Origin of the sequence: Caballeronia sp. AZ1_KS37, from assembly GCF_023631165.1 — a bacterium.
GTDB classification, from domain to species: domain Bacteria; phylum Pseudomonadota; class Gammaproteobacteria; order Burkholderiales; family Burkholderiaceae; genus Caballeronia; species Caballeronia zhejiangensis.
In genome coordinates this window covers 15,844-38,420 of record NZ_JALQDP010000011.1, presented here as the reverse complement: position 1 = coordinate 38,420, position 22,577 = coordinate 15,844, and the positions used below count along the sequence as shown (strand labels likewise).

The 22,577-nt window shown below is 63.6% G+C and carries 21 protein-coding genes; 20 read left to right on the top strand and 1 reads right to left on the bottom strand.

Annotated elements, in window-relative coordinates; genetic code table 11:
* Positions 1-29 precede the first annotated feature (29 nt).
* The 6 genes from surE to rlmD are packed head-to-tail and all read left to right on the top strand — an operon-like array spanning position 30 to position 6,244.
* Positions 30-788: a 5'/3'-nucleotidase SurE gene (surE, locus tag NCS00_RS08110; RefSeq protein ID WP_008349357.1), complete on the top strand. Its 759-nt coding sequence runs from the start codon at positions 30-32 to the stop codon at positions 786-788.
* Entirely contained in the window at positions 785-1,873 is a 1,089-nt protein-coding gene (locus NCS00_RS08105) for a protein-L-isoaspartate(D-aspartate) O-methyltransferase (protein WP_250439830.1), read from the top strand. The genes surE and NCS00_RS08105 overlap by 4 nt, the downstream gene beginning before the upstream one ends.
* A 5-nt stretch (positions 1,874-1,878) precedes the next feature.
* Positions 1,879-2,835: a peptidoglycan DD-metalloendopeptidase family protein gene (locus NCS00_RS08100; protein WP_250439918.1), complete on the top strand. Its 957-nt coding sequence runs from the start codon at positions 1,879-1,881 to the stop codon at positions 2,833-2,835.
* A 12-nt stretch (positions 2,836-2,847) separates the two neighbouring features.
* A complete protein-coding gene (gene rpoS, locus NCS00_RS08095; protein WP_008349362.1) occupies positions 2,848-3,945 on the top strand; it encodes an RNA polymerase sigma factor RpoS in 1,098 nt (365 codons plus the stop codon).
* A 47-nt stretch (positions 3,946-3,992) separates the two neighbouring features.
* The gene (locus NCS00_RS08090) at positions 3,993-4,769 is read left to right on the top strand and encodes a 3'-5' exonuclease (RefSeq protein WP_008349363.1); all 777 of its coding nucleotides are present in this window, start codon (positions 3,993-3,995) and stop codon (positions 4,767-4,769) included.
* A 59-nt stretch (positions 4,770-4,828) separates the two neighbouring features.
* Positions 4,829-6,244 (top strand): 23S rRNA (uracil(1939)-C(5))-methyltransferase RlmD, encoded by a 1,416-nt coding sequence (gene rlmD, locus NCS00_RS08085; RefSeq protein ID WP_250439829.1) that lies wholly within the window; start codon positions 4,829-4,831, stop codon positions 6,242-6,244.
* A 76-nt stretch (positions 6,245-6,320) separates the two neighbouring features.
* Here rlmD and NCS00_RS08080 read toward each other — a convergent pair whose 3' ends face one another.
* Entirely contained in the window at positions 6,321-7,019 is a 699-nt protein-coding gene (locus NCS00_RS08080; protein ID WP_008349366.1) for a Bax inhibitor-1/YccA family protein, read from the bottom strand.
* Positions 7,020-7,349: 330 nt separating this feature from the next.
* Here NCS00_RS08080 and ndk point away from each other — a divergent pair, with 330 nt between their 5' ends.
* From ndk to NCS00_RS08010, 14 genes are all read left to right on the top strand, one after another.
* Positions 7,350-7,775, top strand: a complete 426-nt coding sequence (gene ndk, locus NCS00_RS08075) for a nucleoside-diphosphate kinase (RefSeq protein WP_008349368.1) — start codon at positions 7,350-7,352, stop codon at positions 7,773-7,775.
* 147 nt (positions 7,776-7,922) lie between these two features.
* Positions 7,923-9,065, top strand: a complete 1,143-nt coding sequence (gene rlmN, locus NCS00_RS08070) for a dual-specificity RNA methyltransferase RlmN (protein WP_008349370.1) — start codon at positions 7,923-7,925, stop codon at positions 9,063-9,065.
* A gap of 184 nt (positions 9,066-9,249) precedes the next feature.
* Entirely contained in the window at positions 9,250-10,377 is a 1,128-nt protein-coding gene (locus NCS00_RS08065) for a helix-turn-helix domain-containing protein (RefSeq protein ID WP_250439828.1), read from the top strand.
* A gap of 131 nt (positions 10,378-10,508) precedes the next feature.
* Positions 10,509-11,825, top strand: a complete 1,317-nt coding sequence (gene ispG / locus NCS00_RS08060) for a flavodoxin-dependent (E)-4-hydroxy-3-methylbut-2-enyl-diphosphate synthase (RefSeq protein ID WP_008349373.1) — start codon at positions 10,509-10,511, stop codon at positions 11,823-11,825.
* A gap of 6 nt (positions 11,826-11,831) precedes the next feature.
* Positions 11,832-13,181 carry a histidine--tRNA ligase gene (gene hisS, locus NCS00_RS08055; protein ID WP_008349374.1) on the top strand — a complete coding sequence of 450 codons (1,350 nt, stop codon included), beginning with the start codon at positions 11,832-11,834 and terminating at the stop codon, positions 13,179-13,181.
* Between the two features lie 102 nt (positions 13,182-13,283).
* Complete coding sequence (locus NCS00_RS08050; protein WP_008349377.1) at positions 13,284-13,913, top strand: tetratricopeptide repeat protein; 630 nt, start codon at positions 13,284-13,286, stop codon at positions 13,911-13,913.
* A 135-nt stretch (positions 13,914-14,048) separates the two neighbouring features.
* Positions 14,049-15,194 carry an outer membrane protein assembly factor BamB gene (gene bamB / locus NCS00_RS08045; protein ID WP_008349379.1) on the top strand — a complete coding sequence of 382 codons (1,146 nt, stop codon included), beginning with the start codon at positions 14,049-14,051 and terminating at the stop codon, positions 15,192-15,194.
* 392 nt (positions 15,195-15,586) lie between these two features.
* A complete protein-coding gene (der, locus tag NCS00_RS08040; protein ID WP_008349381.1) occupies positions 15,587-16,927 on the top strand; it encodes a ribosome biogenesis GTPase Der in 1,341 nt (446 codons plus the stop codon).
* A 161-nt stretch (positions 16,928-17,088) separates the two neighbouring features.
* The gene (gene hfq / locus NCS00_RS08035) at positions 17,089-17,325 is read left to right on the top strand and encodes an RNA chaperone Hfq (RefSeq protein ID WP_008349383.1); all 237 of its coding nucleotides are present in this window, start codon (positions 17,089-17,091) and stop codon (positions 17,323-17,325) included.
* Positions 17,326-17,412: 87 nt separating this feature from the next.
* Entirely contained in the window at positions 17,413-18,681 is a 1,269-nt protein-coding gene (gene hflX / locus NCS00_RS08030; protein ID WP_250439827.1) for a GTPase HflX, read from the top strand.
* 60 nt (positions 18,682-18,741) lie between these two features.
* On the top strand, positions 18,742-20,118 hold the full coding sequence (hflK, locus tag NCS00_RS08025) for an FtsH protease activity modulator HflK (RefSeq protein ID WP_008349387.1): 1,377 nt from the start codon (positions 18,742-18,744) through the stop codon (positions 20,116-20,118).
* Positions 20,119-20,128: 10 nt separating this feature from the next.
* Positions 20,129-21,031: a protease modulator HflC gene (gene hflC, locus NCS00_RS08020; protein WP_008349390.1), complete on the top strand. Its 903-nt coding sequence runs from the start codon at positions 20,129-20,131 to the stop codon at positions 21,029-21,031.
* A gap of 57 nt (positions 21,032-21,088) precedes the next feature.
* A complete protein-coding gene (locus tag NCS00_RS08015) occupies positions 21,089-21,280 on the top strand; it encodes a DUF2065 domain-containing protein (protein WP_033536382.1) in 192 nt (63 codons plus the stop codon).
* A gap of 114 nt (positions 21,281-21,394) precedes the next feature.
* The gene (locus NCS00_RS08010) at positions 21,395-22,546 is read left to right on the top strand and encodes an ATP phosphoribosyltransferase regulatory subunit (RefSeq protein ID WP_008349394.1); all 1,152 of its coding nucleotides are present in this window, start codon (positions 21,395-21,397) and stop codon (positions 22,544-22,546) included.
* Positions 22,547-22,577: the final 31 nt, after the last annotated feature.

Here is a 22,577-nt window from a genome sequence, read left to right as displayed (position 1 = left end):
GCGCCACTTTCCTCGGTTACAATCGTCGGATGCGAATCCTACTCAGCAACGACGACGGTTATCTGGCGCGCGGCATCAATGTGCTGCACGATGTCCTGCAGCCGCTCGGCGAAGTGACGGTGATGGCGCCGGAGCAGAACTGCAGCGGCTCGTCCAACTCGCTTACGCTGTCGCGGCCCTTGAGCGTTCATCAGGCGCCGAACGGTTTCAACTTCGTGAACGGTACGCCGACCGATTCCGTGCACATCGCGCTCACGGGCATGCTCGACGAGCAGCCTGATCTCGTCGTGTCGGGCATCAACAACGGGCAGAACGTCGGCGAGGACACGCTGTACTCGGGCACCGTGGCGGCCGCCACCGAAGGCTTCATGTTCGGCATTCCGGCGATCGCATTCTCGCTCGTCGGCCGCGACTGGCTTCATCTCGACGACGCCGCGCGCGTGGCGGCCGAGATCGTCGCTCATTTCCTCGAACATCCGATGCCGGGTCATCCGTTGCTGAACGTGAACATTCCGAGCCTGCCTTACGATCAGTTGCGCGAATGGAAAGTGACGCGCCTCGGCAAGCGTCATCCTTCGCAGCCGGTGATCCGCCAGACCGATCCGCGCGGCAACCCCATCTACTGGATCGGCCCGTCAGGCGATGCGCTCGACGCGAGCGAAGGCACCGATTTCCACGCGGTCGCGAACGGCTTCGTGTCGATCACGCCGCTGCAACTCGATCTCACTCATACGAAGCTCATGGCGGAGACGCGCGAATGGGCGCGCGCCGGGAGCGCTCGCACATGAGCGACGAGCGCGCCAAGCGCTTTCCGCTGGCGCTCGCGGATCTTGTTCGCGAGCCGCGCAAACCCGCGGCCCGTCCGCAGGATTCGCGCGGCAAGCCAGCCGCCGCTTCCTCGCTGAAGCCGACGCCGACGCCGACGCAGCCGGCAAGGCCTGGACAATCGCGCGCGGCGAACGCGACGATGAAAAATCCCGCGACGGCAGCGGCGTCCGCGAAGCCGGCCACGTCCGTTTTTCCCGTGCGTTCGGGCGCGAAGACCGCAATTGGCGGGGCGAAACCGGTTCCGTCGGCGAGCAAGAGCGCGGCGCAGACGCATCATTCGGCTCATCCGGCGCGCGCGAATTCACTGCGTCCGGCGCCGCGGCCCGGCGAGCGCGACCTGAACGCCGCCGCGATCGCGACGAAAAAAGGCGCGCCCAATGTTGCGCTGGCAAGCACGCAGACACTCACATCGGAACGGGTGCGCGAGCGCATGGTCGAACGCCTGCGCTCGAACGGCGTGACCGATCCGCGCGTGCTCAATGCGATGTCGGTCGTGCCGCGCCACATGTTCGTCGATCCGGGGCTCGCGGCGCAGGCTTACGAAGACGCCGCGCTGCCGATCGGCCATCACCAGACCATCTCGAAGCCGTCGGTCGTCGCGCGCATGATCGAACTGGTCGCGACCGGGCGCGCGTTGAACAAGGTGCTGGAGATCGGCACCGGTTGCGGTTATCAGGCGGCCGTGCTGTCGCAAGTCGCCACTGAGGTTTATTCGATCGAACGCGTGCGTCCGTTGTCGGAGCGCGCGAAGCTCAATCTTCGGCCGTTGCGCGTGCCGAATATCCGGCTGCATTACGGCGATGGCCGCCTCGGCTTGCCCGCGGCCGCGCCGTTCGACGCGATCGTCATCGCGTGCGCCGGCCTCGACGTGCCGCAGGCCTTGCTCGATCAACTGGCGGTCGGCGGCAAGCTCGTCGCGCCGGTCGGATCGCAGGCCGCGCAGTCGCAGGTGCTGACGCTCGTCACGCGCGTGTCGGCAAGCCAATGGCGGGAAGAGCAGCTCGATCGCGTTTTCTTTGTACCCTTAAAATCCGGAGTGATTTGACACCGATGAGTATCCTGCGTGCTTTGCGAGAAGGAAGTGCGGACCAAGCCTTAAGCGCGGCGCAGCGCGGCGTGTGCGTGCTGGCGTTGTCCGCGCTGGCGGCGTGTTCGACGCGCATGGACATGGCGCCGGTCGTCGACAGAACGGGCGCGCCCATCGGCACGACGGCAGCGCAGACGCCGGACAACGGCCCGCCGCCGCCGGGCTATTACCGTGTGAAGCCGGGCGACACCCTATATCGGATCGCACTGGAAAACGGTCAGAATTATCACGACATCGCAGCGTGGAACAACCTGACCAACCCGAACCAGATCGAAGTCGGCCAGCTGATGCGCGTGGCGCCTCCGGGCGCGAATGTCGCGGCGGCGACGCCCGGTGTGGCGACCGCGCCGATCGTGGGCGGCGGCGTGCAGACGCAGCCGTTGAATGGCGCGAACGCGTACGCGAGCCCGCAGCCGGATGCGACCGCGCAGCCGCCGTATTACGGCGCCAACTCGGGTATGGGCGCGGCGCCGGGAACGGCCGGCGCGGCGGCGGGCATGGCATCGGCGCCTGGCGTGCCGGGCGCGGATGCGAACGCGGCGGCGCCAGCGGCCCAGCCGGCGTTCATCTGGCCGGCGCGCGGTCCGATTCTCGGCACATTCAACGAAGCGAGCAACAAAGGTTTGAACATTGGCGGTGCGGCGGGAGATCCGGTCAACGCGTCGGCGGATGGCCGAGTGGTTTACTCCGGAAATGGGCTGCGCGGCTACGGCAATCTCATTATCATCAAACACGACGCAACTTTTCTGACAGCGTACGCACATAACCGTGCTTTGATGGTAAAAGAGGGAGACGCGGTAACTAAAGGGCAGAAGATCGCTGAGATGGGGAACAGCGATTCGGACCGCGTGATGTTGCATTTCGAAGTTCGCCGGCAGGGAAAACCTGTTGACCCACTGAAGTATTTGCCGCCGCAATAAAGCGAAACCATCATGCCAAAAACGAAGCGCCGCCTGCCGCAAGCCGAGACTGAGACGATCAGCCGACCTTTGCAAGTGTCGGTGGAAGACGGTGCTTCGACTCAAGACGAGGACATCGACAATGTCGATGTCGACGTCGATTCGGACGAAGAAGGCAACAGCCGCGGAAAAAGCAGCGACGAAGCAGCGGAAGGCGCAAACGATTCCGCGCCCGACGCCGACGATTTCCGCTCGCTTTTGCAGGCCGAGCTCACCGCCGACACGATCCAGCATTACCTGAACCGCATCAGCGTGAAGCCGCTCCTGACCGTCGAGGAAGAGCAGCGCTATTCGCGACTCGCGAAAGCCGGCGAATTCGACGCGCGCCAGGTGATGATCGAGCGCAATCTGCGGCTCGTCGTCAGTATCGCGAAGGGATATCTCAATCGCGGCGTGCCGTTGCTCGACCTGATCGAGGAAGGCAATCTCGGCCTCATGCACGCAATCGAGAAATTCGATCCGACGCGCGGTTTCCGGTTTTCGACCTATGCCACTTGGTGGATCCGCCAGAGCATCGAGCGCGCGATCATGAACCAGGCGCGCACGGTGCGTCTGCCGGTTCACGTCATCCGCGAGTTGAACCAGGTGCTGCGCGCGAAGCGCCATCTGGAAAAAAATTCCGCCAATTCGAATGACAGCGTCGCGCCCGAACGCCGCGACGCGAGCATCGACGATATTGCGTATCTCACCGGCAAGACGCCCGAGGAAGTCACCGATATCCTCGCGCTCAACGAACACACGGCTTCGCTCGACGCGCCGCTCGACCTCGATCCGGGCAGCAGCCTGCTCGATCTCCTTTCCGACGATCAGAGCCAGTCGCCGGACGCGGAAGTGCAGCATCGCGAACTCGAATCGCTCACGCGGTTGTGGCTCTCGCGTCTGTCCGACAAACACCGGCACGTGATCGAACGGCGTTTCGGGCTGAACCACATCGAGCCCGCGACGCTCGAAGAACTCGCCGACGAAATGGGCCTCACGCGCGAGCGCGTGCGCCAGATCCAGCAAGAGGCGCTCGTGCGTCTCAAGCGCTTTTTCGCATCCAACGGCGTTCGCAAGGACGCCGTGCTTTAACGCTTCGGCGACGCCCTTCGGCTTGGGGCGTCGCGCTCCAGGATTCAATGACACCGATTCTCGTTTTCGACATCGAGACAATCCCCGATGTCGACGGCATTCGCCGTCTCGAAGATTTGCCCGACGATCTCTCCGACCGCGAGGTCGCCGAACATGCGTTCGAAGCGCGCCGCGAGCGCGTCGGCAATGATTTCTTGCCGCATCATCTGCAGCGTGTCGCGGCGATTTCGTGCGTGTTTCGCGACAACAACGGCTTTCGCGTGCGCTCGCTCGGCACGACGGCCGACGGCGAGGCCGCGCTCATCCAGTCGTTCTATCGCGTGATCGAGAAATACACGCCTCAGCTCGTGTCGTGGAACGGCGGCGGCTTCGATCTGCCCGTGCTCCACTACCGCGCGCTCGTGCACGGCATCGCCGCGCCGCGCTACTGGGATCTCGGTCAGGACGACCGCGAGTTCAAGTTCAACAACTACATCAGCCGCTATCACATGCGGCACATCGACCTGATGGACGTGCTCGCGATGTATCAGGCGCGCGCCAATGCGCCGCTCGATGCGCTCGCGAAGCTATGCGGCTTTCCCGGCAAGCTCGGCATGGACGGCGGCAAGGTCTGGGAAGCGTATTGCGACGGCCATATCGACGAAATCCGCAACTATTGCGAGACCGATGTCGTCAACACGTATCTGATGTACTGTCGTTTTCAGATGATGCGCGGCGGCTTCACGCCCGACGAGTACGCCGACGAAATCAACTTCGTCAAGAATGCGCTCGCGCAGGAGACTTCGCCGCACTGGGCGGAGTATCTGGCGGCGTTCGTCGAATGAGAGCGTGACGTTCGTCTACAATCTCGCCTTTGCCCCACGATAAGTCAGGAAGTACGCAGGTGTCCGAAGCCGCTCGAAAAACCCAGCATCGCCGCCGCGCCGCGCCGGCGAAATCCGTCACGCCCGATCCGAACTTCGTCGCGCCCGAAATCGAAATCGAGTCGCTCGACATGGAAGCGCGCGGCGTCGGTCGCACGGTCAACGAAAACGGAGAGCCGGGCAAGGTCATCTTCGTCGAAGGCGCGTTGCCTGGCGAACGTGTCAGCTATTCGAGCTACCGCAAAAAGCCGAGCTTCGAGCAGGCGCAAGTGGTGAGCGTGCTGCGCGAGAGCGTGATTCGCGCGAAGCCGAAGTGCCAGTTTTTCGGTATTTGCGGCGGCTGCTCGATGCAGCATCTGGATGTTCGCGCGCAAATCGCCGTGAAGCAGCGCGTGCTCGAAGACAACCTGCAACATCTGTCCAAACTGCGCGCCGAAACCATGTTCCGGCCGATTCACGGGCCGTCGTGGGGATATCGCTATCGCGCGCGCCTGACCGTGCGGCACGTCGAAAAGAAGGGCGGCGTGCTGGTCGGCTTTCACGAGCGCAAGAGCAGTTACGTCGCCGACATGACGAGCTGCGAAGTGCTGCCGCCGCATGTTTCCGCGATGCTCGTGCCGCTGCGCCATCTGGTGGCGGGCCTGTCGATTCGCGATCGCATGCCGCAGATCGAGCTCGCGGTCGGATCGGACGTCACGGCGCTCGTGCTGCGCATTCTGGAGCCGCTGACCGAAGCCGACGAAGGGCTGCTGCGCACTTTCGCCGATGCGCACGGCGTCCAATGGTGGCTCCAGCCGAAAGGACCGGACACGGTTTATCAGTTCTATCCGCTCGATAGCGAGCTCGCTTACACGCTGCCGGAATTCGATATCCGCATGCCGTTCAAGCCGACCGACTTCACGCAGGTGAATCACCAGATCAATCGCGTGCTGGTGAGCCGGGCGCTCAGCCTGCTTGCTCCGGAGAAGTCGGATCGCGTGCTCGACCTTTTTTGCGGCATCGGCAATTTCACGCTGCCGCTCGCGCGGGTGTCGCGTGCGGTTGTCGGGATCGAAGGCAGCGAAGCGCTGACGGCCCGCGCGTTGGAGAACGCGAAGGCGAATGGCGTCGATGGCCACACGTCGTTCGCGTGCCGAAATCTCTTCGAAGTGACCGCCGACGACCTGCGCGCGCTTGGCCGCTTCGACAAGTTTCTCATCGATCCGCCGCGCGAAGGCGCGCTCGCCGTGTCGAAGGCGCTCGCGGACATCGCCCAGAGCGGCGATGGACCGTTGCCCGAGCGCATCGTCTATGTGTCGTGCAATCCGGCGACGCTCGCGCGCGACGCCGGCCTGCTCGTGCACGAAGCGGGTTATCGGATGAAGGGCGCGGGCGTCGTGAACATGTTCCCGCACACGTCGCACGTCGAATCGATTGCGTTGTTCGAGCGCGACTGATCCGGCTGCGGCGCTTCGCAGGCACAAAAAAACCGGCCCGAAGGCCGGTTTTTCGTTTCTGCCGCGTTTGGCGCGCTTAGTTGCGGTTGCCGCCGAAGATGCCGAGCAGCGCCAGCAGGTTCGTGAACACGTTATACAGGTCGAGATAGATCGCGAGCGTCGCGCTGATGTAGTTCGTCTCGCCGCCGTTCACCACGCGCTGCACGTCGAACAGCATGTACGCCGAGAAGATCACGATGGCGAGCACGGAGATCGTCATCATGAGCGCGGGCAACTGCAGGAAGATGTTCGCGAACGCCGCCAGCAGAATGACGATCACGCCCATGAACAGGAACTTGCCGAGGCCCGAGAAATCGCGCTTGCTGACGGTCGCGATGGTCGCCATGGCCGCGAAGATCACGCCCGTGCCACCGAAGGCCATCATGATCAGTTGCGGTCCGTTCGAGAACCCGAGAATGAAGCTCAGGAGACGCGAGAGCATCAGGCCCATGAAGAACGTGAAGCCGAGCAGGACGACCACGCCCATGCCGCTGTTCTTGGTTTTCTCGATGGCGAACATGAAGCCGAACGCGATCGCGAGGAACGCGATGAAGCTCATTGCCGGGCTGGTAGCCGCGAACAGCGAGAAGCCCGTCGCGACGCCGACCCATGCGCCGAGCACCGTCGGCACCATCGAGAGCGCGAGCAGCCAGTAGGTGTTGCGCAGCACGCGGTTGCGCACCTCGACCGAGGTGACGCTGCCATTACGGCCAAAGCTGTAGGGTGATTCGTTCATGGTTTCTCCTTGCTCCAATTGTCTGTCGTTCGGTCTTCCCGCGACTTCGTCATATACGAATGATAAGGTGCGCGGACTTAAGCCAATATTAGAACCGCTTGGTGCCCGCGCCGCGTGGTTCCGGTTGCAATGCAGCGTTTTGTTCCAATATGGCCCCGGCGCGCGCCGAATTCAATAGCCCGAAAGGTCAGTTCGGCCGTCCGGACAGCCAAGTCCTCGCAGGGTTTGATCCTTACGATGCCGTAAGGTTTCAATCGCAATGATACATTGCTTCGTGCTACAATTGTCGATTCGTTTTAATCCGTAAACCGTTCATTTTTTGGAGTTTTTATGGCGATCGAGCGCACCCTGTCGATTATCAAGCCGGACGCAGTGGCAAAGAACGTTATCGGCCAGATCTACAGCCGTTTCGAGAACGCAGGTCTGAAGATCATTGCGTCGCGCATGGTTCATCTGTCGCGCGCCGACGCCGAGAAGTTCTACGCCGTGCACGCCGCACGTCCGTTCTTCAAGGATCTGGTCGAATTCATGATCTCGGGTCCGGTGATGATTCAAGTCTTGGAAGGCGAGAACGCCATCCTGAAGAATCGCGACCTGATGGGCGCGACCGACCCGAAGAAGGCGGACAAGGGCACGATCCGCGCCGACTTCGCCGACAGCATCGACGCGAACGCGGTTCACGGTTCGGACGCGCCGGAAACGGCAGCGCAAGAAGTTGCGTTCTTCTTCCCGCAAGTGAACGTCTACTCGCGTTAATTTTCGCGTTGAAAGCCGCGATGGCTGTTCGGTCATCGCGGGCATCGCGCCTCGACGCAATAAAAGCGGTACGAAAAGAAGCAGAAATTGGCGCGAACGGTCCCGGGAAGATACCGGGCTTCGCAATCTGAAATGGCAGAACTTGACATGACGAGCAGCACCACCGTCAATCTCCTCGATCTCGACGCCGCCGGGCTCACCGCGTACTGCGCGAGCCTGGGCGAAAAGCCGTTTCGCGCCAAGCAATTGCAGCGCTGGATCCACCAATATGGTGCCGAAGACTTCGACGGCATGACGGATCTCGCGAAATCGCTGCGCGAAAAACTCAAGGGCCGCGCCAACATGGCGATGCCCGACATCATCAGCGACCACGTTTCCGCCGACGGCACCCGCAAATGGCTGGTCGACGTCGGCAACGGCAACGCGGTCGAAACCGTGTTCATCCCCGAAGAGACGCGCGGCACGCTGTGCGTGTCGTCGCAGGCGGGTTGCGCGGTGAACTGCCGGTTCTGTTCCACCGGCAAGCAGGGTTTTTCCCGAAACCTGACGACGGGCGAGATCATCGGCCAGTTGCGCATGGCGGAGTTCGCGCTGCGCAAGTCGCTCGGGCGCGAAGTCGGCGGGCCGGGCAAGGGCGAGCGCGTCGTCACGAACGTCGTGATGATGGGCATGGGCGAGCCGATGCTCAATTACGACGCCGTCGTGCCGGCCATGCGCCTGATGCTCGACGACAACGCCTATGGCTTGTCGCGCCGTCGCGTGACCTTGTCGACCTCCGGCGTCGTGCCGATGATGGACCGCCTCGCGGCCGACCTGCCGGTGGCGCTCGCGGTATCGCTGCACGCGCCGAACGATCCGCTGCGCGACATGCTGGTCCCGCTGAACAAGAAGTACCCGCTGCGCGAATTGATGGCCGCGTGTCAGCGTTATCTGAAGGTCGCGCCGCGCGACTTCATCACGTTCGAATATTGCATGCTCGACGGCGTCAACGACACCGAAGCGCACGCGCGCGAATTGCTTGCGGTGACGCGCGACGTGCCGTGCAAGTTCAATCTGATCCCGTTCAATCCGTTTCCGGAGTCGGGGTTGACGCGCTCGAAGAACGAGCAGATCAAGCGGTTCGCGCAGGTGTTGATCGATGCGGGCGTCGTAACGACCGTGCGCAAGACGCGCGGCGACGATATCGACGCTGCGTGCGGTCAACTCGCGGGCGCGGTGCAGGACCGCACGCGTCTTGCCGAACGCATGGGCCGTGCAGGCAGCAAGACGATCGAGGTGCGGGCGGTCTGACCGGGCGTCCGCATCGAAAAAAGCCGCAGCGGAGGGCGCAGCAAGCGTCTGGATGCGGCGCTAAAAGCCGAACATTTTGTTATAAAGCGGTCTGCAATGGCGCTGCGGTTGTATCGTGCACGGGGTTTTTGGAACCGAACGACGCAACAGCGCTATATAGAAGAATCGATGCGAGGAATTTGGCATGAGTGAGCCGCAGCACCCGACGCCTTTCGGCAGTCATTCCGGCAACAACCGGTCCGGCAGTCAGTACGACGGCCTGGGCGACGCGGAAAGGGCGGCATCGAATGCGAGCCAGGCGGGGAATCTGGACTCGATACAGGCGGTCGGCGCGCGTCTCGCGCAACTTCGCCAGGCGAAAGCATGGTCGATCGACGACGTTTCCGCGCGTCTCAAGGTGTCGCCGCCGAAACTGCTCGCGCTCGAAGCGGGCGATATCAGCCAGTTGCCCGATCGCACGTTCGCGGCGGGCATCGTGCGCAGTTACGCGAAGATTCTCGGCGCCGATCCGGCGCCGTTCACGCAGGCGTTCCGGCGCAGCGGCGATGACATCGCGCAGAATCTGAAGGTGCCGGCGTCGGCGGGCGCGGGTCTGCCGCGCGGACGCGTGTCGGTGCCGCTCGGCAATTCGTCGGGCCGCAAGCGCTCGTGGATGTGGGGCGTGCTCGCCATCATCGTCGTGCTGGCCGTGCTCGTGATGTGGCACACCGGCGGCGATTCGAACAACTGGCTCGCGCGCCTCAAGGCGACGACGGGCATCGGTCTGTCGTCGACGTCCGCGCCTGCTTCGGCATCGAACGAAGCGTCGGGCACGACATCCGCGCCGACGCCCGACGAGGCCGCGGCCGCCAACACCGGCGAAGCGTCGCTGCCCGAAGTGGCGGCCGGCCCGGGCGAGCAGCCGATGCCGCGTCCGCTCGGCACGAACGCGCTGCCGGCTTCGTCGTCGACGCTGTCCGCGGTGCAGGGCGCGAGCGCGCCGGCTGCGGCGGCGCCCGCATCGGCCGCGAAGGCGGCTTCGGCTGTTGCGATGGCGGCGTCGGCTCCGGCCGTCGCGGGCAGCGGTTCGAGCGCGATCGAATTGAAAGTGAAGGAAGATAGCTGGTTCAGCGTGCGCGGCAAGGACGGCAAGGAACTGTATTCCGGACTCGTGCGCGCGGGCAACACCCAGCGCGTGGAAGGCGAGGCGCCGTTCAAGGTGACCGTCGGCAACGTGAAGGGCGTCGAGTCGCTGTCGGTCGATGACGAGCCCGTCGACGCCAAACGCTATTCGTCCGCACGCGGAAACGTCGCGCGTCTCTCGCTGCCTTGAGCTTGCGAGATCGATCTGTCCAGCGCGGCGGACAAGTCGAGGGCGTCACGGTGCAAGCCGTGACGCCCGTTTGAGGTTCCACACACGCGACCGGCGCCGTATCGGCGGCAAGGTTGCCAAAGGGTTTTTCGATGCAATCCGAAGCTCAATCCCTGATCAACAGCAAGATTTGTTCGACCGAGCCGGTCTTCGGCGGTCCGTTGACGCGCCGGTCATCGCATGCCGTCGATGTGCGCTGGGGTGGCCAGCTCGTGACGATCGGCGGCGATTCGCCGGTGCGCGTGCAGTCGATGACCAACACCGACACGGCGGACGCGATTGGCACGGCCATCCAGATCAAGGAACTGGCGCAGGCGGGCTCCGAGCTCGTCCGCATTACGGTGAATACGCCGGAAGCGGCGGCGGCCGTGCCGCATATCCGCGAGCAACTCGATCGCATGGGCGTGACGGTGCCGCTCGTCGGCGATTTCCACTACAACGGCCATCTGCTGCTGCGCGATCATCCCGCGTGCGCCGAGACGCTGTCGAAATACCGGATCAATCCGGGCAACGTCGGCCAGGGCGCGAAGCGCGACACGCAATTCGCGCAGATGATCGAAGCCGCGATCAAATACGACAAGCCGGTGCGTATCGGCGTGAACTGGGGCAGTCTCGATCAGGATCTGCTCGCGCGCATGATGGACGAAAACGCCGCGCGTTCGAATCCGTGGGAACTGCAAAGCGTGATGTACGAGGCGCTGATTCAATCCGCGGTCGGCTCGGCGGAGCGCGCCGTCGAACTGGGTCTCGGCCGCGACAAGATCATCCTGTCGTGCAAGGTCAGCGGCGTGCAGGATCTGATCGCCGTGTATCGCGAACTCGCGAAGCGTTGCAGCTTCGCGCTCCATCTCGGCCTGACCGAAGCGGGCATGGGCTCCAAGGGCATCGTTGCATCGACGGCGGCGCTTTCGGTGCTGCTGCAGGAAGGCATCGGCGACACCATTCGCATTTCGCTCACGCCGGAGCCGGGCGGCGCGCGCACCGGCGAAGTCGTCGTGGGCCAGGAAATCCTGCAGACGATGGGCCTGCGCTCCTTCACGCCGATGGTCATCGCGTGTCCCGGCTGCGGCCGCACGACGAGCACGCTGTTCCAGGAGTTGGCGTCGCAGATTCAAAGCTACTTGCGCAACTCGATGCCCACGTGGCGCGATCAGTACCCCGGCGTCGAGAAGATGCACGTCGCGGTGATGGGCTGCATCGTCAACGGGCCGGGCGAATCGAAGCACGCCAATATCGGCATCAGCTTGCCGGGTTCGGGCGAGAATCCGGCGGCGCCCGTGTTCATCGACGGCGTGAAGGTGAAGACGCTGCGCGGCGAGCGCATCGCCGAGGAATTCCAGCAAATCGTCAGCGACTATGTCGAGCGTACCTATGGGCAGCGCGTCGAGACGTCCGCGGCATCACTCTAAAGACAGATGACTGAACAGAAGAAACGGCTCGAGAAACTGAGCGGCGTGAAGGGCATGAACGACATCCTCCCGCAGGATGCCGCGTTGTGGGATTTCTTCGAAACCACCGTCAAGTCGATGCTGCGCGCATACGGCTATCAGAACATCCGCACGCCGATCGTCGAGCACACGCAGTTGTTCACGCGCGGCATCGGCGAAGTGACCGACATCGTCGAGAAGGAGATGTACAGCTTCACCGACGCGCTCAACGGCGAGCATCTGACGATGCGCCCGGAGAACACCGCGGCGGTCGTGCGCGCGACCATCGAGCACAACCTGTTGTACGACGGCCCGAAGCGTCTGTGGTACGTCGGTCCGATGTTCCGTCATGAGCGTCCGCAGCGCGGGCGTTATCGCCAGTTCCATCAGGTCGGCGTGGAGGCGCTTGGCTTCGCCGGGCCGGACACCGACGCCGAAATCATCATGATGTGCCAGCGTCTGTGGGACGACCTCGGACTCACCGGCATCCGCCTCGAACTGAATTCGCTCGGTCAGGCCGAAGAGCGCGCGGCGCATCGCAAGGAACTGATCGCGTATCTGGAAAAACACGTCGATTCCCTCGACGAGGAAGCGAAGCGCCGGCTCTACACGAACCCGCTGCGCGTGCTCGACACGAAGAATCCGGCGATGCAGGAGATCGCGCAGAACGCACCGAAGCTCGTCGACTTTCTCGGCGACGCATCGCGCAAGCACTTCGAGGGCGTGCAGCGGCTTTTGAAGGCGAACAACATTCCGTTTACGATCAACCCGCGTCTCGTGCGCGGTCTCGACTACTACAACCTGACCGTGTTCGAGTGGGTCACCGACAAGCTCGGCGCGCAGGGCACGGTCGCGGGCGGCGGTCGCTATGATCCGCTGATCGAACAGCTCGGCGGCAAGCCGACGGCCGCGTGCGGCTGGGCCATGGGCGTCGAGCGCATCCTCGAATTGCTGAAGGAAGAGCAGCTCGTGCCGGAAGCCGAAGGCACGGACGTCTATGTCGTGCATCAGGGCGAAGCGGCGGCGGAGCAGGCGTTCATCGTCGCCGAGCGGCTGCGCGACACGGGCCTCGACGTCATTCTGCATTGCAGCCCGGACGGCGCGTCCGCGAGCTTCAAGTCGCAGATGAAAAAGGCCGACGCGAGCGGCGCGGCGTTCGCCGTAGTGCTCGGAGAGGACGAACTCGCGCAAGGTATGATCGGCGTCAAGCCGCTGCGCCGCTCGATCGACGAAACGTCCGGCGGACAAAAGAACGAGCAAGTGAACGTTCGGGCGGAAGACTTGACCGAATACCTAATCAATGCGATGGTTGCAACCGCCGATGACGAGGGTGCCTGAGATTCAGGCGCATTGCCGCGCGCGTGGGCCTGATCGGGGCGATCCGGCATCGTGCGCGGAACTCGTTGAGGGAATTGAAACGCAGGAAGGAATAGCTGGACGATGAGCTATCACGACGAACAAGAATCACTTGAAAGCGTAAAGGCCTGGTGGGCCAAATGGGGTAACACCACGACGTGGGTTGTGCTCGTGGCGCTCGTCATTGCGGCCGGGTACAACGGATGGAATTTCTGGCAGCGCCGTCAGGCCGCCGAGGCGTCGGTGCTTTACGACCATCTGCAGCAGGCAGTGGACGGAAACAATCAGGCGTTGGTCCAGCGCGTCGCGACGGACATGGAAGACAAGTTCGGCGGCACCGGCTACGCGCAGATGACCGCGCTCGCGGCCGCGAAATCGCTCTACATGGCGGGCAACACGGCTGGCGCGAAGGCGCAACTGCAATGGGCCATCGACCACGCGAAGGACGAAGAGTACAAGCAGATCGCGAAGCTGCGTCTGGCGCTCGTGCTGCTCGACGAGAAGAACTACGACGCGGGCCTGAAACTGCTAGCCGAGCAGCCTCTCGAAGCGTTCAAAGGCGTGATCGCGGACCGCCGTGGCGACCTGCTCGCAGCTCAAGGCAAACGCGACGACGCGCGCGCGGCCTACAAGGTCGCGCTGACGGCGCTGCCCGAGAACGACACGTCCGCCCGTCAGCTGATTCAGTTCAAGCTCGACGCGCTCGGCGGCTGATCCGGCTGGTTTCCAATCGGTTCGTCTTCGATCCCTGCCATCAGTCAATCAAGCCGCCCGCCACGGTGTCGCCATGAAGCGACGCGGCGGGCAGCGCCGATCAACCCAATTCACCAATTCATGTTGCGTCCACCGATGACATTTTTGAAACGCTACGCCGTGCCGCTCGCTTGCGCGATGACCGTCTTGTTGACCGCTTGCTCGTCGACCAAGGATGAACGCCGCGTGCCGGTACCGCTCGCGGAGTTCAAGCCGGTGCTGAACGTCAACCAGGCGTGGAAGGCAAGCGTCGGCAAGGCTGGCCGTTATCTGTTCTCGCCGGTCGCGGTCGGCGATTACGTTTATGCCGCGGGCGCGAACGGCTCCGTCGCCAAGATCGACGCGAAGACCGGTCAGGACGTCTGGCGCGTCAAACTGAAGGACGATCTGTCCGCGGGCGTCGGCAGCGACGGCAATCTCACGGCCGTAGGCGGTCTGAAGGGGCAGGTCGACGTGCTCGGCCCCGACGGCAAGCTGCTGTGGACAGCAACCGCGCCGGGCGAGATCGTTTCGCCGCCGCTGGTCGGCAACGATCTCGTGATCGTGCGTACGATCGACGGCAAGGTCATCGCGTTCAACGCGCAGACCGGCGAGCAGAAGTGGATCTTCCAGTTGCGCGCGGTGCCACTGAATCTGCGCGTCGCGGCCGGCATGACGTTCGCGGCCAATCAGGCTGTGCTCGCGGGCTTCCCCGGCGGCACGTTCGCGGCGATCAACCTGCAATCGGGCGATGCCTTCTGGCAAGCGCCGGTGTCGTATCCGAAGGGCGTGACCGAAGTCGAGCGCATCAACGACGTGACCGGCGCGCCGGGACTCGTCGGCGCGCAGACTTGCGCGGTGACGTTCCAGGGCCGTATCGGCTGCTTCGATGCAAATTCGGGCCGCCCGGTTTGGGAAAAGAACTTTTCGAGCGACAGCGGCCTGGCTCAGGACGAGCAGATCGTGGCCGCCGGCGACGACTGGTCGGTCGTCAATGCGTTCCGCGCGTCGGATGGCACGCCGCTCTGGAAGACGGACGTGCTGAAGAACCGCAGTGTCAGCGTGCCGTACATTCTCGGCCGCGCGGTCGTCGTGGGCGATTACAAGGGCTTCGTGCACTTCCTGAACGTGGAAAACGGCGAACTGATCGGCCGCGCGCCGACCGATGGCAGCGCGATCACCGCTGCGCCCGTGATGGCGGGCAACACGCTCGTCGTGCAGACGCATGACGGCGATCTCTACGGTTTCCGTCCGAGCAACTGATCGCAGCCGGACCGCGAGCGAGTCAGGCTTGCTCGCGGTCCTGAATAGCAAGCGCGCCGTCGATGTTGCGCGGCGCGGCAGGCTCGCCACGGCGAGCCGCACGAGAAAGAAGCGCTGCGTCATGCGCGCATCGCGATAAAACCCGCATGCAAAAGCAGGGTCGCAAGAACGAAGCGCGACGCGCGAAGGCGTCGTGCAAGAAGAGCCTCGAACGAGGCGGAACCGGCGAACGACCGCCGACGATCCGGCCGACCAGCGCGCCTCGCGTGCGGCAGGCCGAATCCATGCTAATTTTCGACAAGCGCAGCCATTGCGCGGCGTAGCGGAACGCAACGAGACGGTTGTACCGCCCGTTCCGCGTTCGCCTTGCGTTCAACCTTGAACAAAATCAGATGAAACCCGTGATTGCCCTCGTCGGGCGCCCCAATGTTGGGAAATCGACTCTTTTCAACCGGCTGACGCGCTCGCGCGACGCGCTCGTCGCGGATTTGCCGGGCCTGACGCGCGACCGTCATTACGGCGAAGGCCGTGTGGGCGGCGAACGCCCGTATCTCGTGGTGGACACGGGCGGCTTTGAGCCGGTGGCGAAGGACGGCATTCTGCACGAGATGGCGCGGCAGACGCGCCAGGCGGTGGAAGAGGCCGATATCGTCGTGTTCATCGTCGATGGACGCAATGGGCTCGCGCCGCAGGACAAGGCGATCGCCGACTATCTGCGCAAGACGGGCCGGCCGCTCTTTCTCGTCGTCAACAAGGCCGAAGGCATGAAGTACTCGGCGGTCGCGGCGGACTTCTACGAGCTCGGTCTCGGCGATCCGCGCGCGATCTCGGCGGCGCACGGCGACGGCGTCGTCGAAATGATCAACGACGCGCTGGATATCGCGTACAAGGATCAGCCGGAAGAGTCGGAAGACGAGAAGGCGAAACATGGCGTCAAGATTGCGATCGTCGGGCGTCCGAACGTCGGCAAGTCGACGCTCGTGAACACGCTGATCGGCGAAGAGCGGGTGATCGCATTCGACATGCCGGGCACCACGCGCGATTCGATTTATGTTGATTTCGAGCGACAAGGCCGCAAATACACATTGATCGACACGGCCGGCCTGCGTCGGCGCGGCAAGGTGTTCGAAGCGATCGAAAAGTTTTCGGTCGTGAAGACGCTGCAGTCGATCGCGGATGCCAACGTCGTCATTCTTCTCCTCGATGCGCAGCAGGACATCTCGGAACAGGACGCGCATATCGCCGGTTTCGTGGTCGAGCAGGGCCGTGCGCTCGTGGTGGGCGTGAACAAGTGGGACGGTCTCGATTCGCATGTGCGTGAGCGCACGAAGTCGGACCTGACGCGCAAGCTCAAGTTTTTGGACTTTGCTAAATTCCACTACGTTTCGGCGCTGGAGAAGACGGGCATCGGCGCGTTGATGAAATCGGTCGACGACGCCTACGCCGCCGCGATGGCCAAGCTGCCGACGCCGAAGCTGACGCGCGCGCTCATCGAGGCGGTGGAATTCCAGCAGCCGCGCCGGCGTGGCCCGGTGCGTCCGAAGCTGCGCTACGCGCATCAGGGCGGGCAAAATCCGCCGATCATCGTCGTGCACGGCAACGCGCTCGACGCGATCACGGACACGTACAAGCGATATCTGGAAGGGCGCTTTCGCGAAACTTTTGGGCTCGCCGGCACTCCACTTCGCATAGAGTTTCGATCGAGTCGAAACCCTTACGCGGACAAGGAGTAAGAGCCGCGTGAAGCCTTACGCTTCGGTGCCGCTGGCCATTTGGCCGATCCGGCTACTGAAACGTAAAACAGCGAAAATCAGCTATAGTGTAGCGATTGTCGGCGGATCTCTTTTTCTTCGTCCACAATACTTCCAACCTGCAAAAAAACACGGAGTTTGCTATGAGCAACAAAGGGCAATTGTTACAAGACCCGTTTTTGAACGCACTGCGTAAAGAGCACGTGCCGGTCTCGATCTATCTGGTCAACGGCATCAAGCTCCAAGGGAACATTGAATCGTTCGACCAGTACGTCGTGTTGCTCCGAAATACGGTCACCCAGATGGTCTATAAGCACGCCATTTCGACGGTCGTGCCCGCTCGCCCGGTGAACTTCCACCCGGACGCTGAACCGTCCTAAACCTCGTCGCGGCCGGCGCGAAATTGCCACTTCTAATGCGAACATTAAGCAACTCGCCGGTCGCTTCAAATACTTAAACATATTAATTTGATTAACGCAGCGCTCGTCGGCATCGACTTCGGCAAGATCGATTTCGAAGCCAGTCTCGAAGAACTCAGTCTGCTCGCACAAAGTGCGGGCGCCCATCCCGCCGTCACGCTCACCGCCCGCCGTCAGAGTCCCGATGCCAAGATGTTCATCGGTAGCGGCAAGGTCGAGGAACTGCGTCTGCAGTGCGAAGCGAACGACGTCGAGCTCGTCATCTTCAATCACGCGCTCGCGCCCGCGCAGCAGCGCAATCTCGAAGTCGCGCTGAATCGCCGCGTGGTCGATCGCACGAGCCTCATTCTCGATATCTTCGCGCAGCGCGCCCGCAGTCACGAAGGCAAGCTGCAGGTCGAACTCGCGCAACTGCAATATCTGTCGACGCGCCTCATTCGCGCGTGGACTCACCTCGAACGGCAGAAGGGCGGCATCGGCCTGCGCGGTCCGGGCGAAACGCAGCTCGAAACCGACCGGCGTCTGATCGGCGAGCGCATCAAGGCGCTCAAGTCGCGTCTCGAGAAACTGCGCCGCCAGCACGGCACGCAGCGACGTCAGCGCGCGCGCAATCGCACGATGTCCGTGTCGCTCGTCGGCTATACGAACGCGGGCAAGTCCACCTTGTTCAACGCGCTCACGAAAGCGCAGGCGTACGCGGCGGACCAGCTCTTCGCCACCCTCGATACGACTTCGCGCCGCGTGTTCCTCGGCGAGGAAGCGGGCCATGTCGTCGTGTCGGATACCGTCGGGTTCATCCGCGAATTGCCGCACCAACTGGTCGCCGCATTCCGCGCCACGCTCGAAGAAACCATTCATGCGGACGTGCTGCTGCACGTCGTCGATGCATCGAGCGCGGTGCGCCTCGATCAGATCGATCAGGTGAACGAGGTGTTGCGCGGCATCGGCGCGGACAACATTCGACAGATTCTCGTCTTCAACAAGATCGATGCGGTGCCCGAGCTCGCGGCCCGTGGCGAAGCGGTTGAAAGGGACGAGTATGGTAATATTTCGCGCGTTTTCTTGAGCGCACGCACGGGTCAGGGGCTCGATGCGCTGCGCGCTGCCATCGCCGAAATAGCCACGGCGGAATCCGAAGAAACCGATGCGGGCCTACCCAGCGTGCTCGCCGAATTTCCGGGGCCGCACGAGGCGTCCGAAGCAACGCAATCCACGCAGTCCGGGTCAAACGCCATACACGACACGAACGCGCAGCCGGATGACCATCGGCCGGCCGTCGAGCGTGACAATCAAAAGGTTCCCGAGCACGGACACTGAGTGCCTTCGGAATTGCATCGACCCGGCGTCGACCCCGGCTGTCTAATGGTGAATCACCGAGTGAACGACTACAAAGAGCGGACTAACCGGCAAGCTGAGCCTGCCGTCTTTTCGATCAACGATCCGCGCTGGGGGCGGGGCGACGGCAATGGCGTGAAGAACGACTCGAAGCGTCCGCAGGACGGCAAGCGTCCGAACGGCAAGGACGAAGGTCCGCCCGATCTCGACGAGATGTGGCGCGAATTCAACCGCCGCATCGCGGGCGTGTTCGGCCGGAAGCCCGGCAACGGCGCGCCGCGCGAGAATGGCCGCGGCACGAAGATCGGGCTCGGCATCGTTATCGGCGTGCTTATCGCCATCTATCTCGGCAGCGGTGTGTTCGTCGTGCAGGACGGCCATGTCGGCGTCGTCTCCCAGTTCGGACAATATCGTCAGACGGTCGCGCAAGGCATCCACTGGCGTCTGCCGTATCCGTTCCAGTCGAGCGAAATCGTCGATACGTCGCAGATCCGCTCCGTCGAAGTCGGGCGCGGCACCGCGCTGTCGCAAGGCAACGTGCGCGACGCGTCGCTGCTGACGAACGACGCGGATATCGTCGACGTGCGCTTCGCCGTTCAATACCAGATCAAGTCGCCCACCGATTTCCTGTTCCGCAGCATCAACGCCGACGACAGCGTCACGCAAGCGGCGCAGTCGGCGATCCGCGAGATCGCCGGCAGTCTTTCGACGGACGACATGCTCTACAAGGATCGCGAAGCGCTCCGCGCGCGCCTCATCGAAACGATCCAGCGCTCGCTCGATACCTATCGCACCGGTCTGCAAGTGACGGGCGTCGCCGTGCAAAGCGTGCAGGTGCCGCAACAGGTGCAGTCGGCGTTCGAGGAAGCGGCGCGCGTGCGTCAGGACAACGAGCGCGCCCGCGATACGGCGCAAGCCTACGCGGATCAATTGTTGCCGCGCGCGAAGGCCGATGCCGCCAAGCTGATCGACGAGGCGAGGGCGTACAGCAATCGCGAAGTCACGCAGGCGCAGGGCGACGCGGAGCGCTTCAAAGAGGTGTACGCGGAATATTCGAAGGCGCCCGCGGTCATTCGTCAACGCATGTACCTGGACACGATGCAGCAGATCTACTCGCGCACGACGAAGGTGTTCGTCGATAGCAAGGCCGGCAATAACGTGGTGTATCTGCCGCTCGACAAGCTCGTCGAGGCCAATCGACAGCAGGTGAAGGAATCGGCGGATGCCGCCAGCGGCGCGGTGGCGTCGGGCGCGTCCGAAGCGCCTCAGGCGCGCGCGCAGGGCGCGGCGAGCGCATCGGCGCCGGCCGCGGTTGCGCCGGCCAGCGCGGCCAGCGGCGCGAGCGCCAATGCCGGCGGCGATCCGCTGCGTTCGCGCGATGCGTTCCGCTCCCGCAGTCGTCAAGACGACCTGCAATAAGGAGCGCGACATGAATCGAATTTTTGCGCTCATCGTCGCTGTCGTGATCGTGCTGTTCATCGGATCGTCGATGATCTTCACCGTCGACGAACGGCATGCCGCCGTCGTCGCCGCGCATGGCGAAGGCAATCCGCGTCTCGAAGGCCCGGGGCTGCATTTCAAGCTGCCGCCGCCGTTCCAGACGCTCACGCTCATCGACACGCGTACGCTCACCATCGACGAATCCGGCGCCGATCGTTTCTCGACATCGGACAAGAACGAAGTGCTGGTGAACACGGTGATCAAGTATCGCGTCGCCGATCCCTTGAAGCTCTTCGAAAGCAACGAGAAGAACACGCAGACGGCCGAGGAACGCATCACCGCGCTCACGCGCACCGCGCTCGCGAGCGGCTTCGCGAAGCGCTCGCTGACGGACGCGCTCGGCAATCAGCAGGCCATCGAAACCGACGCGCAAAAGAGCGTGGAAGGCGCGGCCGCGGCATTCGGCGTGCAAATGGTCGATTTGCAGATGACGCGCATCGACTTCCCGCCGGCCGTAGCGGATGCGGTCTACAAGCGCATGATCGCGGCGCGCCAGCAGGCGGCGGCGAACGAGCGCGCGAAGGGCACGGCGGAGGCGGACAAGATCAAGGCCGACGCCGAGCGCACGCAGCAGGCGATTCTCGCCGACGCGTACAGCCAGGCGCAGTCGATCAAGGGCGAAGGAGACAGCAAGGCGGCGGCCATAGCGGCCGATGCGTACGGACGCGATCCGCAGTTCTACCAGTTCTATCAGAGCCTCGAAGCGTATAAGAAGACGTTCAAGCCGGGCGACGTCATCGTCGTCGATCCGAGCAGCGATTTCTTCCGCTTCATGAAGAGCCCGACCGGCGGCGCGGCTGACACGCCGGCTCCGGCCACGGTAAAGCGCTGATCCCGTGCGCGCGCCGCGCGGCCAGCCTGTGCTGGCTGCGTGGCCTATAAAAATCCCTTGGACATGGCCGAGACGTTACTGCTCGCTCTTGCGTTGATGCTGATCATCGAAGGTATGTTTCCCTTCGTTTTTCCGACCGCGTGGCGCGACACTTTTCGCCGCATCGCGGAGCGGCCGACGCACCACATCCGCATCGGCGGGCTGGTCGCGATGGTGCTCGGCCTGATACTGCTCCTGATCGCGACGTGAGCCGCGCCCGGCAGCATCGCACCGTTTCGCCTATCTTGTTTCTATCTTTTCGTCCCTGACCGACGAGCGCCACGCACGAAGCGTCGAGCCTCGCGTCCCGTAGGAATCGCATCGATGTCCACCTGGTTACTTCCCGAGAATATCGCCGACGTTCTGCCGTCGGAAGCCCGCAAGATCGAAGAGTTGCGCCGCCGTCTGCTCGACCGTTTCCGGTCCTACGGCTACGAACTCGTCATGCCGCCGATGCTCGAGTATCTCGAATCGCTGCTGACGAGCGGCGGAAGCGACCTGAATTTGCGCACCTTCAAGCTCGTCGATCAGCTGTCCGGGCGCACGCTCGGCCTGCGCGCGGACATCACGCCGCAGGTGTCGCGCATCGACGCGCATCTGCTGAATCGTCAGGGCGTGACGCGTCTGTGCTACGCGGGCGTCGTGCTGCATACGCGTCCGCGCGGGCTGCACGCCACGCGCGAGCAGATTCAGATCGGCGCGGAAATCTACGGTCACGCGGGACTGGAAGCGGATCTCGAGATCCAGCAATTGATGCTCGACTCGCTGCATCTCGCAGGTCTGACGAAAGTGCGTCTCGATCTGTGTCACGCGGGTGTGCTTGCCGCGTTGCTGGAACTCGAGCCGGCCGCGGCGTCGCTCGGCGAGGCGCTCTACGACGCGCTCGCGAGCAAGGACGTGCCGCGCCTCCACGAACTGACCGCGCATCTCGGACAGGTACCGCGCGAGGCGCTGCGCGCGCTGCCGTCGCTGTACGGCGATGCGTCGGTGCTGCAGATCGCGCGTGGCCGTCTGCCGAATCTGCCGGTGATCGCGCGCGCGCTCGACGATCTCGCGTTTCTCGCGGGGCAAGTCGAAGGCGCGGAACTGATGATCGATCTCGCGGACTTGCGCGGCTATGCGTATCACAGCGGCGTGATGTTCTCGGCTTACGTCGATGGCGTGCCGAACGCGGTCGCGCGCGGCGGCCGGTACGACGACGTCGGTCTGGCCTACGGCCGTGCGCGGCCCGCGACGGGCTTTTCGCTCGATCTGCGCGAAGTGGCGCGCATTTCCCCGGTCGACGCGCGCGGTAGCGCGATCCTCGCACCGTGGAAGCACGACGAGCCGCTGCGCGCGGCGATTCTCGCGCTCCGCGACGCGGGCGAAGTGGTGATCCAGGCGCTGCCCGGCCATGAACACGATCTGGACGAATTCGCGTTCGATCGCGTGCTCGTCGAACGTGACGGCAAGTGGACGGTCGAAACCCGCCCCTGAAGCGGCCAGCGCATACAGTCGCTTGATCGGC